10 protein-coding genes are annotated in these 14,096 nt (G+C 51.9%); 8 read left to right on the plus strand and 2 right to left on the minus strand.

The window, feature by feature from the left end; all coding sequences use genetic code 11:
* Positions 1–160 precede the first annotated feature (160 nt).
* The 8 genes from NNN64_RS09400 (at position 161) to srsR (ending at position 11,816) form a co-directional block, all read left to right on the plus strand.
* Complete coding sequence (locus NNN64_RS09400) at positions 161–4,354, plus strand: Ig-like domain-containing protein (RefSeq protein WP_271441206.1); 4,194 nt, start codon at positions 161–163, stop codon at positions 4,352–4,354.
* Between the two features lie 301 nt (positions 4,355–4,655).
* Complete coding sequence (gene epd, locus NNN64_RS09405) at positions 4,656–5,675, plus strand: erythrose-4-phosphate dehydrogenase (RefSeq protein ID WP_271441207.1); 1,020 nt, start codon at positions 4,656–4,658, stop codon at positions 5,673–5,675.
* A gap of 48 nt (positions 5,676–5,723) precedes the next feature.
* On the plus strand, positions 5,724–6,887 hold the full coding sequence (gene pgk / locus NNN64_RS09410) for a phosphoglycerate kinase (RefSeq protein WP_003027032.1): 1,164 nt from the start codon (positions 5,724–5,726) through the stop codon (positions 6,885–6,887).
* A 97-nt stretch (positions 6,888–6,984) separates the two neighbouring features.
* The gene (gene fbaA / locus NNN64_RS09415; protein WP_003027029.1) at positions 6,985–8,064 is read left to right on the plus strand and encodes a class II fructose-bisphosphate aldolase; all 1,080 of its coding nucleotides are present in this window, start codon (positions 6,985–6,987) and stop codon (positions 8,062–8,064) included.
* A gap of 191 nt (positions 8,065–8,255) precedes the next feature.
* Positions 8,256–9,116: a small-conductance mechanosensitive channel MscS gene (locus NNN64_RS09420; protein WP_137382635.1), complete on the plus strand. Its 861-nt coding sequence runs from the start codon at positions 8,256–8,258 to the stop codon at positions 9,114–9,116.
* A 209-nt stretch (positions 9,117–9,325) separates the two neighbouring features.
* On the plus strand, positions 9,326–9,961 hold the full coding sequence (argO, locus tag NNN64_RS09425; protein WP_032940461.1) for an arginine exporter ArgO: 636 nt from the start codon (positions 9,326–9,328) through the stop codon (positions 9,959–9,961).
* A gap of 90 nt (positions 9,962–10,051) precedes the next feature.
* Positions 10,052–10,798, plus strand: coding sequence for an oxidative stress defense protein (locus NNN64_RS09430; protein ID WP_271441208.1), 747 nt, complete (start codon positions 10,052–10,054; stop codon positions 10,796–10,798).
* 121 nt (positions 10,799–10,919) lie between these two features.
* The gene (gene srsR, locus NNN64_RS09435) at positions 10,920–11,816 is read left to right on the plus strand and encodes a LysR family transcriptional regulator SrsR (RefSeq protein WP_271441209.1); all 897 of its coding nucleotides are present in this window, start codon (positions 10,920–10,922) and stop codon (positions 11,814–11,816) included.
* Here the strand turns inward: srsR and NNN64_RS09440 are convergent.
* Positions 11,813–13,279 (minus strand): acetyl-CoA hydrolase/transferase family protein, encoded by a 1,467-nt coding sequence (locus tag NNN64_RS09440; RefSeq protein ID WP_271441210.1) that lies wholly within the window; start codon positions 13,277–13,279, stop codon positions 11,813–11,815. The genes srsR and NNN64_RS09440 overlap by 4 nt on opposite strands.
* 25 nt (positions 13,280–13,304) lie before the next feature.
* On the minus strand, positions 13,305–14,090 hold the full coding sequence (gene scpB / locus NNN64_RS09445; protein WP_137382640.1) for a methylmalonyl-CoA decarboxylase: 786 nt from the start codon (positions 14,088–14,090) through the stop codon (positions 13,305–13,307).
* Positions 14,091–14,096 lie beyond the last annotated feature (6 nt).

A 14,096-nucleotide genomic window follows, 5' to 3' on the forward strand; every position in this document is an offset into this window, starting at 1 on the left:
AGCGCCGCTCCCGGCATTTTTTATATTATGTATTTATTCCGTTTATTGTTTTCACGTTAAGGCAGAAAACAATATTGCTGGCATCCGCGTGGTGGATTGTCAGGGTAAATTTTCAGAACTATTCTTCCGCATTTTAGGCCTTTCTATATGGAATGTAGATATGCACGTTAAAATGCGTAAAGCTCTGGCTGTGCTGCAGATAATATTGCAGCTCTTCCCTCCCTCATTTCTTTTATATCTATCACCGATATCTTTCGCGAATGCAAAAGCGGAAAATAGCTCGCGAGTTAAAAGCGCAGAGCAGGCGGACGATCGTATCGCGCAGACGGTTGTTCAGGCCGGAACGGTGCTTGCCTCTGAAAATGCAGCGGATTCAGTCGTTAATTCGCTGACCTCCACGGCGACAGGTATGGCATCTGCCGAAGCGCAGCAGTGGTTAAATCAGTTTGGTACGGCCAGAGTGAGCGTGAGCACCGATGAGCATTTCACATTAAATGACTCGGAGCTGGAACTATTACTCCCGTTATATGACCAAAAAAATAATCTCCTGTTTACTCAATTAGGCGGGAGACGCCATGATGACCGTAACATTATGAATACCGGCTTAGGCTACCGTTATTTTACGGAAACATGGATGGTAGGTTCGAACGTTTTTTATGATAGACAACTTTCCGGTAATCAGCATCAGCGATTGGGCATTGGCGCGGAATTAGGCTGGGATTATATTAAACTTTCCGCCAATGGCTATTTTCGCCTGAGTGATTGGATGTCTTCACGCCGCTATACGGATTATGACGAGCGGGTAGCTAATGGTTTTGATATTCGTGCGACCGGATATCTCCCCGCGTACCCACAGCTCGGGGCTAATATTATTTATGAACAGTATTATGGCGACAGCGTCGGCCTGTTTGGCGATGATGAAAATGACCGCCAGAAAAACCCTCATGCCATGACGTTTGGTTTGAACTATACCCCAGTCCCTCTGGTGACGGTGGGCGTCAATCAAAAATTTGGCAAAAGCGGAGAAAACGATACTCAGATTAATTTCGCGCTGAGCTGGACGCCAGGCGTGCCGCTACGTGCGCAATTGGACCCGGCGATGGTTGCGCAACGCCGCTCGTTGGTAGGGGGACGTAAAGATCTGGTTGATCGTAACAATAATATTGTTCTGGAATACCGCAAACAGGATTTGATCACCCTTTCTCTGCCGCCGCAATTGGAAGGCGAAGAACAATCTAAACAAACGGTCACGGCAAAGGTGAAAACCAAGTATGCCCTGGATCATATTGACTGGCAGGCTGCATCGTTCCTCAATAGCGGCGGAAAAATTACTCATGGCGCCGCTACGGATCAGGTCGTTCTGACACTCCCCGCCTGGCAAAGCAGCGGATCTAACAGTTATACGCTGACAGGGCAGGCGTGGGATAAAAATGGCAACGCCTCTAATACCAGTGAAATGACGGTGAACGTCAAAGGTATTGATATCAATACGCTGCAGTCATCCACAAGCGTATCGCCGACGACAATTCCGGCCGATGGGGCCAGTACCGCAACGGTCACGATATCGCTTAAGACGCAAACCGCTGAAAACGCCACAGGTCTGGCATCCCGTTTGAGTGCCACGCTCATTTCAACGGCAGCGGACACGACAACCCGTCCTGACGCGAAAAAACCAACGCTAGCTGATTTCGACGAGATCTCTCCTGGCGTGTATAGCGCTTCGCTTACCTCGGGGACGATACCTGATACGCTCACCATTCAACCGTTAATTGACGGTGCCGTGAAGCTGGCGAGCGCGAAACTTGTTGAAGAAAAGACAGAAACATTGGCGCGACTCTCCACGCTTGAGGCATCTACGGGGAGCGCACTGGCGGATGGTAGTACCGCGGTGATGCTCACGGCAACCGTACTGGATTCGTCAGGGGCGCCGGTACAAAACGAGCCGATAAACTGGAGCGCGGATAACCGTAAAGCGCAGCTTTCCGTCGCACAATCGACGACAAACGACCAGGGGCAGGCGCAGGTCGCGGTGACCAGCGTCGATGTTATTAGTACCGTTATTACCGCTCAACGCGCTCAAGCGGAATCCCTACAGTCTGAAACGCTTAACTTTACTGCGGATAGCGCGTCGGCCCGCGTGGTTTCCGTTGAGCCAGAAAAAACACAGGTCATCGCTAATAATGAGGATACCAGCACCCTAACGGCGAAAGTGTTCGATAACTACAACCATCCATTGGATGGCATAACCGTAAACTGGACGGTGTTCAAAAGTAACGGCAGTACTGCCGGAACGGCAACTTCCGTCACCAACAATCAGGGAGAGGCGACGTTCCAGCTTAAATCGATGAAAATCGGGGCCGTCACGGTATCGGCTGGGGTTACTGGCGGGAATGCAATAGAAAGCGAAGCGATCACCTTTGTCGCCGACACCAGTACGCAGAAGGTGAGCGTGTTGCAATCCGATAAACAACAGGCGACGGCCAATGGTCGCGACGCCATTATCTACGAGGCGACGATTACCGATCTCCAGGGCAACCCAGTTCAGGGGGCCGTGATTAATTGGTCCGCCGATAGTCAGGATGCCACCTTAAGCGAGAGTCAAACCCTGGCTGGCGAAGATGGCAAATCGACCATTAGCGTCGCTTCTTTGAAGGCCGGAGCGGTTGTTATTACCGCGCAGACGAGTGAAAGTACGGCAAAACAGGCGGAAAGCGTCAACTTTATTGCCGATGCGGCGACCGCGAAGATCGTTGCGTTATCTGGCAATAATCAGACGGCGCTGGCGAATAATACCGACGCCATTCAATTAAGCGCCACGGTGATGGATGCGCACGACAATGTGCTACCTGATGCCGACGTCACATGGTCCGTTACGCCTGTCAGCGGAACGCTCTCAGCGCAAAGCAGCAAAACAAACAGCGAAGGGGTGGCGCAGGCGCGTCTTACCTCGGCGGAGGTCAATACTTATCGTGTAACGGCAAGCATCAACGAGAGCTCACAATCGCTATCGGATCTGAGTTTTACCGCGGACAAAACAACCGCGGAGATAACCCAGCTGGAAGCGGATAAAGAGACGGCGATCGTGGCTGATAAAGATAGCGTGGTATTGACCGCCACCGTGGTGGACGTGAATCAACATGCGGTTTCAGGTGTCACCATCCATTGGAGTAGCAGTGAAGCTAACAGCGCGTTCACGGCGTCATCTGCGGTAACCGATGAAAATGGGCAGGCAACGACGACCTTCTCGAGTCTGAAAGCCGGCGACATTACGGTGACGGCGGCCCTGGAAGGAAATACTCACACGAAGGTGTTGCAGGTTATCGGTAATGCCGCTACGGCGAAAATTACGACGGTCGCCGCGGATAAAAATGAAGCCGTAGCCGACGGCGTTAGCGCGGTGACGTGGACCGCGGTGGTCTCTGATGCCAATGACAACGCTTTGAATGGCCTTACGGTAGACTGGAGCGCAGATCAAAGTTATCTCGCTTTCTCGTCGACGAGTAGCCTGACGGCAGAAAACGGCGAGGCGACGATCCGCGCAACATCAATAAAATCCGGCGAGACGATTGTTACCGCGTCGATTGCGTCACCGGCGATGCAATATAGCGCCAACGCCGTGAATTTCATCGGCGATGCCAAAACCGCCAAAGTGGTGAAACTGGCGGCGAATCTCGATCATGTGGCGGCAAACACTGAACCGGTGGTCTATACCGCGACAATACAGGACGAGAACGGAAACCCGGTTGAGGCGGCCGTCGTGGCATGGAGTACCGATATGAACTCACTGTCGGCGCAAACCAGCGTGACAAACCACGATGGCGAAGCGACGGTGAAGCTGTCCGGGTCCGAGTTCGGTAAACCCACGGTTATTGCCAGCACCAACGGGAGTAGCTTGTCGGATAACTCGGTGATGTTTATGGGGACGATCGATGAGTCCTGGAATATTGCTAATGGCGCGCAACCCAGTTCTTATAAAGGGGAAACCATCGCCAATTTGAAAAATCTCGGATTCATTGTCACGGGTAACACGACAGGGCCGACCGAGTTGATATGGTCGATGAATTATGGGGGATATTCGGAGCTGACGGCGCAGTTAACGGATGAAAACGGCGTTTCTCAAACGGTCGCCTTCCGCGGGCAGGTCACGAATCAGTGTACCGCGTTTGAGTTTAACAGCGCATCGGGATGTCAGTATCCAGGTAATGCCCCGAAGATAACCTATGATCCGTCCTATGGTAATAATGCCGCCTTGCCTGCCGGGAAGTATCATGGCGTCATCACCTTCGATGGGAAGGACTGGCACTCTTCGTGGGCGCTCAGTTATACGGTGACGACCACTCTGACGATTCTCTAATCTCTTTTCCCCGCAGCGATGCTGCGGGGATACCGTGTTTCATCGCTATTCTTGTTAACTGAAAAATTCGTCGTAGATATTCCAGATAAAATGTGACGCAAGTCAGATAATTGTGTTCTGTTGCTGGACAATCATTCCTTTTATTCCTTGTTTCGCTTATTCTAGCTGAAGCGTTTCAGTCGATTAAATGTTCGACAATTAATCAATTAGTCGCAGTTTGCGACAGGTAAGGTTTCCCTGAGCGGTTTGCTGCATTACTCTGTCAGCCACATCGTTTCTGAGAAATCCTTGCAGGAGACCTATGACCGTACGCGTAGCGATTAATGGTTTCGGTCGCATCGGACGTAACGTGGTTCGTGCTTTGTATGAATCCGGGCGTCGGGCGGAAATCACCGTGGTGGCTATCAACGAACTGGCGGATGCCGCAGGCATGGCGCATTTGTTGAAATATGACACCAGCCATGGGCGTTTTGCCTGGGATGTTCGTCAGGAACGTGACCAGCTCATCGTTGGCGATGACGCGATTCGCATTCTGCATGAACGAACCCTTGATGCGCTTCCGTGGCGTGAATTGGGCGTCGACGTTGTGCTGGACTGCACAGGTGTTTTCGGCAACCGCGAACACGGCGAGGCGCACATTGCCGCTGGTGCTAAAAAAGTGCTCTTTTCACATCCTGGCAGTCACGACATCGACGCAACCGTTGTGTTTGGCGTTAACCAGGATCAACTGCGCGCTGAGCACCGGATCGTCTCCAACGCCTCCTGCACCACGAATTGTATAATTCCCGTCATTAAATTGCTGGATGATGCTTACGGCATCGAGTCTGGTACCGTCACGACGATCCACTCCGCTATGCACGATCAGCAGGTTATTGATGCTTATCATCCTGACCTGCGCCGCACGCGAGCGGCTAGTCAGTCGATCATCCCGGTTGATACCAAACTGGCGGCAGGTATCACACGAATTTTTCCGCAATTTAACGATCGTTTTGAAGCGATTGCGGTACGTGTACCGACCATTAATGTGACGGCGATCGACTTAAGCGTGACGGTGAAAAAACCGGTAAAAGCCAGTGAAGTCAACCAGTTGCTGCAAAAAGCAGCACAAGGTGCATTTCATGGTATAGTTGACTATACGGAATTACCGTTGGTCTCTGTAGATTTTAACCACGACCCGCACAGTGCCATCGTTGATGGTACGCAAACGCGCGTGAGTGGCGCTCACCTGATCAAGACCCTGGTCTGGTGCGATAATGAATGGGGCTTTGCTAACCGTATGCTCGACACAACGTTAGCGATGGCTGCTATTGGTTTCAGGTAAGGCGCGTGAGCGCTTGCAAAACTTTAAGAATCAACGAGAGGATTCACCATGTCTGTAATTAAGATGACCGATCTGGATCTTGCTGGTAAACGTGTTTTTATCCGTGCGGATCTGAACGTACCAGTTAAAGAAGGGAAAGTAACCAGCGATGCGCGTATTCGTGCCTCTCTGCCAACCATCGAGCTGGCACTGAAGCAGGGTGCAAAAGTGATGGTAACTTCCCACCTGGGTCGTCCTACCGAAGGCGAGTACAACGAAGAATTCTCTCTGCTGCCGGTTGTTAACTACCTGAAAGACAAACTGTCTGCTCCGGTTCGCCTGGTAAAAGATTACCTGGACGGCGTTGAAGTCGCTGCCGGTGAACTGGTTGTTCTGGAAAACGTTCGCTTCAACAAAGGCGAGAAGAAAGACGACGAAGCGCTGTCCAAAAAATATGCTGCACTGTGCGACGTATTCGTCATGGACGCTTTCGGCACGGCTCACCGTGCACAGGCTTCCACTCACGGTATCGGTAAATTCGCTGATGTAGCGTGTGCGGGTCCGCTGCTGGCTGCTGAGCTGGATGCACTGGGTAAAGCACTGAAAGAACCGGCTCGTCCGATGGTGGCTATTGTTGGTGGCTCTAAAGTTTCTACCAAACTGACTGTTCTGGACTCCCTGTCTAAAATCGCCGACCAGCTGATCGTAGGCGGTGGTATCGCGAACACCTTCGTTGCCGCTCAAGGCCACAACGTGGGTAAATCTCTGTACGAAGCTGACCTGGTTGATGAAGCTAAGCGTCTGCTGACCACTTGTGACATCCCGGTTCCGACTGACGTTCGCGTAGCGACTGAATTCTCTGAAACTGCACCGGCTACGCTGAAATCCGTTAGCGATGTGAAAGAAGACGAGCAGATTCTGGATATCGGCGATGCTTCTGCACAGCAACTGGCTGACATCCTGAAAAATGCGAAAACCATTCTGTGGAACGGCCCGGTTGGTGTGTTTGAATTCCCGAACTTCCGCAAAGGTACTGAAATTGTTGCTAACGCCATTGCAGACAGCGAAGCGTTCTCTATCGCAGGCGGCGGTGACACCCTGGCAGCAATCGACCTGTTCGGCATTGCTGACAAAATCTCCTACATCTCTACTGGCGGCGGCGCATTCCTCGAATTCGTGGAAGGCAAAGTCCTGCCAGCAGTAGCGATGCTCGAAGAGCGCGCTAAGAAGTAATTCAGTTCAGGCGGGGTGACCCGCCTGTTTTTCAGCGCGCTTAAACGCTCGCGAACCTTCTTCAACGGTCGAAGATACAGATACAGGACTACGTAACATGTCTAAAATTTTTGATTTCGTAAAACCGGGCGTCATCACTGGCGACGACGTTCAGAAAGTTTTCCAGGTAGCTAAAGAAAACAACTTTGCTCTGCCAGCTGTTAACTGCGTTGGTACCGACTCCATTAACGCCGTTCTGGAAACCGCTGCAAAAGTTAAAGCGCCGGTAATCGTACAGTTCTCCAACGGTGGTGCTTCTTTCATCGCGGGTAAAGGCGTGAAGTCCGACGTTCCTCAGGGCGCTGCAATCCTGGGTGCTATCTCTGGCGCACATCACGTTCACCAGATGGCTGAACACTACGGTGTTCCGGTTATCCTGCACACTGACCACTGCGCGAAGAAACTGCTGCCGTGGATCGACGGTCTGCTGGACGCGGGTGAAAAACACTTTGCTGCAACGGGCAAACCGCTGTTCTCTTCTCACATGATCGACCTGTCTGAAGAGTCTCTGGAAGAGAACATCGAAATCTGCTCCAAATATCTGGCGCGTATGTCCAAAATGGGCATGACTCTGGAAATCGAACTGGGTTGCACCGGTGGTGAAGAAGACGGCGTGGACAACAGCCACATGGACGCTTCTGCCCTGTACACCCAGCCGGAAGACGTTGATTATGCGTACACCGAGCTGAGCAAAATCAGCCCGCGTTTCACCATCGCTGCTTCCTTCGGTAACGTACACGGTGTGTACAAGCCAGGCAACGTGGTTCTGACTCCGACCATCCTGCGCGATTCTCAGGACTATGTTTCTAAGAAACATAACCTGCCGCACAACAGCCTGAACTTCGTGTTCCACGGCGGTTCCGGTTCTACTGCTCAGGAAATCAAAGACTCCGTAAGCTACGGTGTAGTGAAAATGAACATCGATACCGATACCCAATGGGCTACCTGGGAAGGCGTTCTGAACTACTACAAAGCCAACGAAGCTTACCTGCAGGGTCAGCTGGGCAACCCGAAAGGCGAAGATCAGCCGAACAAGAAATACTACGATCCGCGCGTATGGCTGCGTGCTGGTCAGGCAACCATGATCACCCGTCTGGAACAGGCTTTCAAAGAACTGAACGCGGTTGACGTTCTGTAATTTACGCCGTTCTACGTGACATGAGGCCCGCAAATGCGGGCCTTTTTTATTGCCATTTCAATGTGCTGCTGACAGAGAATTCTGTGATCTGTTTGGCAAAATTCGGGTTTATTGTTTACCCTTGTCAGGTTGCCCGCCCCGGTGGGGTGGCTTTATTTCTCCCGTTTGGGTAAGCAAAAAAGGAATAGTAAATGGAAGATTTGAATGTTGTCGACAGCATAAACGGTGCGGGCACCTGGCTGGTCCGCAACCAGGAACTGCTGTTGAGCTATGCCGTCAACATCGTTGCGGCCATCGCCATTGTTATTATCGGTATGATTGTGGCGCGTATCGTATCGAACACGGTTAACCGCCTGATGGTGGCGCGTAAGATTGATGCGACCGTAGCCGACTTCCTCTCTGCGCTGGTGCGCTATGGGATCATTGCGTTCACGCTGATTGCCGCTCTGGGTCGCGTTGGGGTGCAGACGGCTTCGGTGATTGCCGTTCTCGGTGCGGCAGGTTTAGCCGTTGGTCTGGCATTACAAGGTTCGTTGTCGAACCTTGCCGCTGGCGTACTACTGGTGATGTTCCGCCCGTTCCGTGCGAGTGAGTATGTTGACCTCGGCGGCGTAGCCGGAACCGTGCTTAACGTGCAGATATTCTCCACTACCATGCGTACCGTGGATGGCAAGATTGTTGTGATCCCAAACGGCAAAATCATCGCCGGGAACATCATTAACTTCTCTCGTGAACCGGTTCGCCGTAACGAATTTATTATCGGTGTAGCCTACGATTCCGATATCGATCAGGTGAAGAAAATCCTTACCGATATTATCCAGTCTGACGAGCGTATCCTGAAAGATCGAGAAATGACGGTGCGCCTGAATGAGCTGGGCGCTTCTTCGATTAATTTCGTTGTACGCGTCTGGAGTAACAGCGGCGACCTGCAAAGTGTCTACTGGGATGTGCTGGAGCGTATTAAACGTGAGTTCGATGCCAACGGTATCAGCTTCCCATATCCGCAGATGGATGTGAATTTTAAGCGCGTGAAAGAGCGCGCGGCCGAGTAATCTTTTCCGTACTACGGTGCCGGATGGCGCTTCGCTTATCCGGCCTACTCAGATTTCTATACTGTAGGCCGGATCAGGCACAAGCCGCCATCCGGCATTTTCTCCCTAGGTATTAATTCCTCTTATCCCTGATTAATATTATCAATTTCCGCTAATGATTTTCCCGCGCTATAGTCTGCGCTTAAGAGAAATAGCTCGGGATAAAAAACGTGATATCTTATTATTTTCAAGGTCTTGCGCTTGGCGCAGCCATGATCCTTCCACTTGGACCGCAGAACGCTTTTGTGATGAATCAGGGGATTCGTCGCCAGTATCACATTATGATTGCCTTACTCTGCGCCATCAGCGACTTAGTGCTGATCTGTGCCGGTATCTTTGGGGGGAGTGCCTTGTTGATGCAGTCGCCGTGGTTGATGGCGCTGGTGACCTGGGGCGGGGTGGCGTTTTTACTCTGGTATGGCTTTGGTGCGTTAAAAACGGCGATGAGCAGCAACCTGGAGCTGGCCAGTGCCGAGGTGATGAAGCAGGGCCGCTGGAAAATCATCGCCACCATGCTAGCGGTAACCTGGCTAAACCCACATGTCTATTTGGATACTTTTGTGGTACTGGGCAGCCTCGGCGGCCAACTGGATGTGGAACCTAAGCGCTGGTTTGCACTGGGAACCGTCAGCGCGTCGTTCCTGTGGTTCTTTGGTCTGGCACTGCTGGCAGCCTGGCTGGCCCCGCGTCTGCGTACTGCTAAAGCCCAGCGCATTATCAACACGCTGGTAGGATTAGTGATGTGGTTTATTGCTTTTCAGCTGGCAAAAGAAGGTGTTGCGCACGTTCATGCGCTGTTCAACTAAGTGTTGTCTGATGGACAACGTGGCGAGATCGGCTAAGCTTGCCTGCATGCGCCCTGAGTTTAGGGGTATATGTAACATGGAGGAACGACAGTGAAGTTCAAAGTCATCGCCCTGGCGGCATTAGTCGGATTCAGCGCACTATCGGTACAGGCAAACGAATTGCCCAATGGGCCGCACATCGTGACTTCCGGAACGGCAAGCGTCGATGCGACACCTGATATTGCCACTCTGGCAATTGAAGTGAACGTAGCGGCGAAGGATGCAGCATCTGCGAAAAAGCAAGCCGACGAGCGTGTGGCGCAGTATCTTTCCTTCCTTGAGCAAAACCAGATAGCGAAGAAAGATATTAGCGCCGCCAATCTGCGTACACAGCCGGACTACGACTACCAGAATGGTAAAAGCGTACTGAAAGGCTACCGTGCGGTACGTACTGTTGAGGTTACGCTGCGTCAGTTGGATAAGCTGAACGCCCTGTTGGATGGCGCGCTGAAAGCGGGTCTGAATGAGATCCGCTCGGTATCGCTGGGTGTGGCTCAGCCAGATACCTACAAAGACAAGGCGCGTAAAGCCGCAATTGATGATGCCATTCATCAGGCTGAACAGCTGGCTGCGGGCTTCAATAGCAAACTTGGCCCGGTGTACAGTGTGCGCTACCACGTTTCCAATTATCAGCCGAGCCCAATGGTACGGATGATGAAGGCAGACGCGGCACCTGCTGCATCGGCTCAGGAAACCTACGAACAGCCGGTCATTCAGTTTGACGATCAGGTTGATGTGGTCTTCCAAATCGAACCCGCAGCGGGTCAGCCAGCAGCAGCGCCTGCCAAAACGCAGTAATCTTTTCAGACCCGGCTTATCCGCCGGGTTTTTTCTGTGAACAACTGTAAAAATGCGACCGCGTCGCGAGTCTTTTTTTTGTCTTGATGAGGATATGCCGTAGTGATTTTATGAGGTGACTATGGATATTTTTATCTCGAAAAAGATGCGCAATTTTATTCTGCTGGCGCAAACGAATAACATCGCCAGAGCGGCAGAAAAAATACACATGACCGCATCGCCGTTTGGCAAAAGCATTGCTGCACTGGAAGATCAAATCGGCTATACGCTGTTTACCCGTAAAGATAACAACATCAGTCTGAACAAAGCCGGTCAGGAGCTGTATCAGAAATTATTTCCCGTCTATCAGCGGCTATCTGCTATTGATAACGAAATCCATAATGCCTCTCGTCGCTCGCGGGAAATCGTCATCGGCATCGACAACACCTACCCAACCATTATTTTTGACCAGCTGATTAGCCTTGGCGATAAGTACGATGGTATCAGCGCCCAGGCTGTCGAGTTTAGTGAAAATGGGGTGATTGATAATCTGTTCGACCGACAACTTGATTTTATTATCTCGCCGCAACATGTGTCTCCCCGGGTGCAAGAGCTGGATAATCTGGCAGTAAGTGAATTACCGCCGTTACGCCTGGGGTTTCTGGTATCCCGGCGTTACGAAGAAAAACAACCACAGGATTTGCTGCGTGAGCTGCCCTGGTTGCAGATGCGCTTCCAGAATCGCGCCAACTTTGAGGCGATGCTGGATGCTTACATGCATCCCTGTGGGATCAACCCGACGATTATCTATCGCCCGTACAGCTTTATGGCCAAGATTAGCGCCGTGGAGCGGGGGCAGTTTTTGACGGTGATCCCTCACTTCGCCTGGCGGCTGGTGAACCCGTCGACGCTGAAATATTTCGATGCGCCCGGCAGTCCCATGTATATGCAGGAGTTTCTGTATTCGCTGAAAAACCATCGCTACACCGCCACAATGCTGCAGCATATTGCTGAGGATCGTGACGGTACGGCAACTTAACCCAGCATGGAACCGGTCTCGATAAGATTGCGATGCAGATCAAAGGCATGACTGAGATCGTGATGAATATGCCCGCCGGGCGCTTTTTCCAGATAGTGGTGCAGGTAGTCCCGGTACAGGGGATGAGCACAGTTGTCGATGATGGTATGTGCCCGTTGCAGAGGAGATAACCCGCGCAGATCGGCAATACCCTGTTCAGTGATGATCACTTTCACACTATGCTCGCTGTGATCGACATGGCTGCACATCGGCACAATAGTGGATATTTTCCCGCCTTTGGCGATCGACGGAGCCATAAAGATCGACAGATAGGCGTTACGTTCGAAATCGCCGCTGCCGCCAATACCGTTCATCAGATTGACCCCCGCGACATGCGTGGAGTTAGCATGACCATAAATATCAAACTCCAGGCCGACATTAAGCGCAATAACCCCCAGACGACGGATGATCTCCGGATTGTTGGAGATCTCCTGCGGGCGTAACACTATCCTGCTGGTGAAGAAATCCATGTTGTCGTAGATTTTCTGCAGCGATGGGGCGGAAATCGTCAGGCTTGAGGCGCTGGCGCCGGTTACTTTCCCTGTTTCCAGCAGATGCACCACCGATTCCTGCAACACCTCTGAATACATCATAAAGGGCGGGATATCCGGGTTCTCACCCAGTCGCGCCATCACTGCGTTATTGATATTGCCAACGCCACTCTGAAGGGGCAAAAACTCAGGTGGAATTCGCTTGTGCGCCATTTCTGCCAGCAGAAAGGTGACCACATTATCGGCTATTTGTTGGCTGACCGGGTTGGTTTTATCTGACGCATTACCGGCATCTGGCAGTTCGGTATCCACTATCGCAACGACCTTTTTCGGGTCTATCTGCACGCACTGTGTCCCGACACGATCCATGGTATGAAAAATGGGCACGCTGTTCCGCCGTGGTGGTGCGCCTGGAATAACAATGTCGGCAAGCTCTGCTACGCGCGGGTTATGGTAGTGGTTCAGTTCGATTACCACTTTTTTTGCCCGCAGCAGCCAGGTTGGCGCATTGCCTATCCCGCTTGTGAGCCAAATCCGTCCATCTGGCGCGATGGCTGAAGCTTCAATAACGGCAATATCGATCTCGCCAAAAAAGCCGTAATTGACCATCTGCGCAACCTCACTCAGATGGAGATCGACAAATCTCACCTGGCCCTGGTTAATTTTCTCGCGCAGGCCGGAGGAGGTTTGATAAGGCGCACGCCAGGAAACGGCATCTGCCTCTGATAATGCATCGTCAGCGGCAGCGCCGATTGACGCTCCAGTCAGCAAGCGAATCTGAAAGGGCTGCCCGGCCTGATGCTGTTCGCAGGCGCGTCGGGCAAGCGCTGTCGGCAATGCTTTTGGTGAGCCTGCTGGTGTGAATCCGCTAAATGCCACCATATCATCGTGTTGGATAATTTCTGCCGCTTCTTCAGCGCTCATCCGTTTCATGGCTCTCTCCTTTCTCTGACCGCAATTAGTGGCCGACAAAATTCGGTTTACGTTTTTCCATAAACGCGTTCATCCCTTCCTGATAATCCTCGCTGTCGTACACCGCGCGGCGCATGCCCTGAATACGCTCGAACTCATCGGAATTCATGGTGTGCGCTTCACCCAGCACGCGTAGCTCTTCTTTGATAACGGCGATCGCCAGCGGCGCTTTTTCTGAGATGTGGTGCGCCATTTGCAAAGTGAAATCTTCCAGTTCGTCGACAGGGACGACATGGTTAAGGATCCCAACGGCCATGGCGCGTTGTGCTGTAATGGGCGAGGCGGTAAAAATCAGCTCTTTCACGATGTGAAAGCCTGCATCACGGGTCAGGTTGTGGATGCCCACCAGGTTATAGGGCACACCAAGGTTGACTGGCGTCATCGAAAAGGTGGACGTTTCAGCGGAGATAATCAGATCGGAGCTCATGATCATTTCAAATGCCCCCCCCCAGACGCTGCCTTCAACCATGGAGATCACGGGTTTCGGATATTTTTGGATCATGCGGGTTATCTGACGCAGCGGATCGTCATAAGAGAGGGGATCGCGACGTCCGGTTGGGAGTTCATGAATGTCATGCCCGGCAGAGAACACTTTTGCCCCGCTTGGTGCGCGCAGAATAATGCAGCGAATTTCCGGACGATTGAGATCGCTCAGCGCCTGTATCAGATCGTCGATAAATACTTTGCTCAGGGCATTGAGCTTGCGGGCATAGTTGAATTCAATGACCGCGACTTTCTGGATGATGACAACGTTGACGTATTGATAAGACATAATGTT

It is taken from the genome of Citrobacter sp. Igbk 14, from assembly GCF_028069825.1.
In the GTDB taxonomy this organism is placed as follows: domain Bacteria; phylum Pseudomonadota; class Gammaproteobacteria; order Enterobacterales; family Enterobacteriaceae; genus Citrobacter.

Coding starts and splice junctions, on each gene's coding strand:
- NNN64_RS09420 (WP_137382635.1), top strand. CDS start 8,256: ATGGAAGATTTGAATGTTGTCGACAGCATAAACGGTGCGGGCACCTGG.
- NNN64_RS09400 (WP_271441206.1), top strand. CDS start 161: ATGCACGTTAAAATGCGTAAAGCTCTGGCTGTGCTGCAGATAATATTG.
- fbaA (WP_003027029.1), top strand. CDS start 6,985: ATGTCTAAAATTTTTGATTTCGTAAAACCGGGCGTCATCACTGGCGAC.
- epd (WP_271441207.1), top strand. CDS start 4,656: ATGACCGTACGCGTAGCGATTAATGGTTTCGGTCGCATCGGACGTAAC.
- pgk (WP_003027032.1), top strand. CDS start 5,724: ATGTCTGTAATTAAGATGACCGATCTGGATCTTGCTGGTAAACGTGTT.
- scpB (WP_137382640.1), bottom strand. CDS start 14,090: ATGTCTTATCAATACGTCAACGTTGTCATCATCCAGAAAGTCGCGGTC.
- srsR (WP_271441209.1), top strand. CDS start 10,920: ATGGATATTTTTATCTCGAAAAAGATGCGCAATTTTATTCTGCTGGCG.
- NNN64_RS09440 (WP_271441210.1), bottom strand. CDS start 13,279: ATGAAACGGATGAGCGCTGAAGAAGCGGCAGAAATTATCCAACACGAT.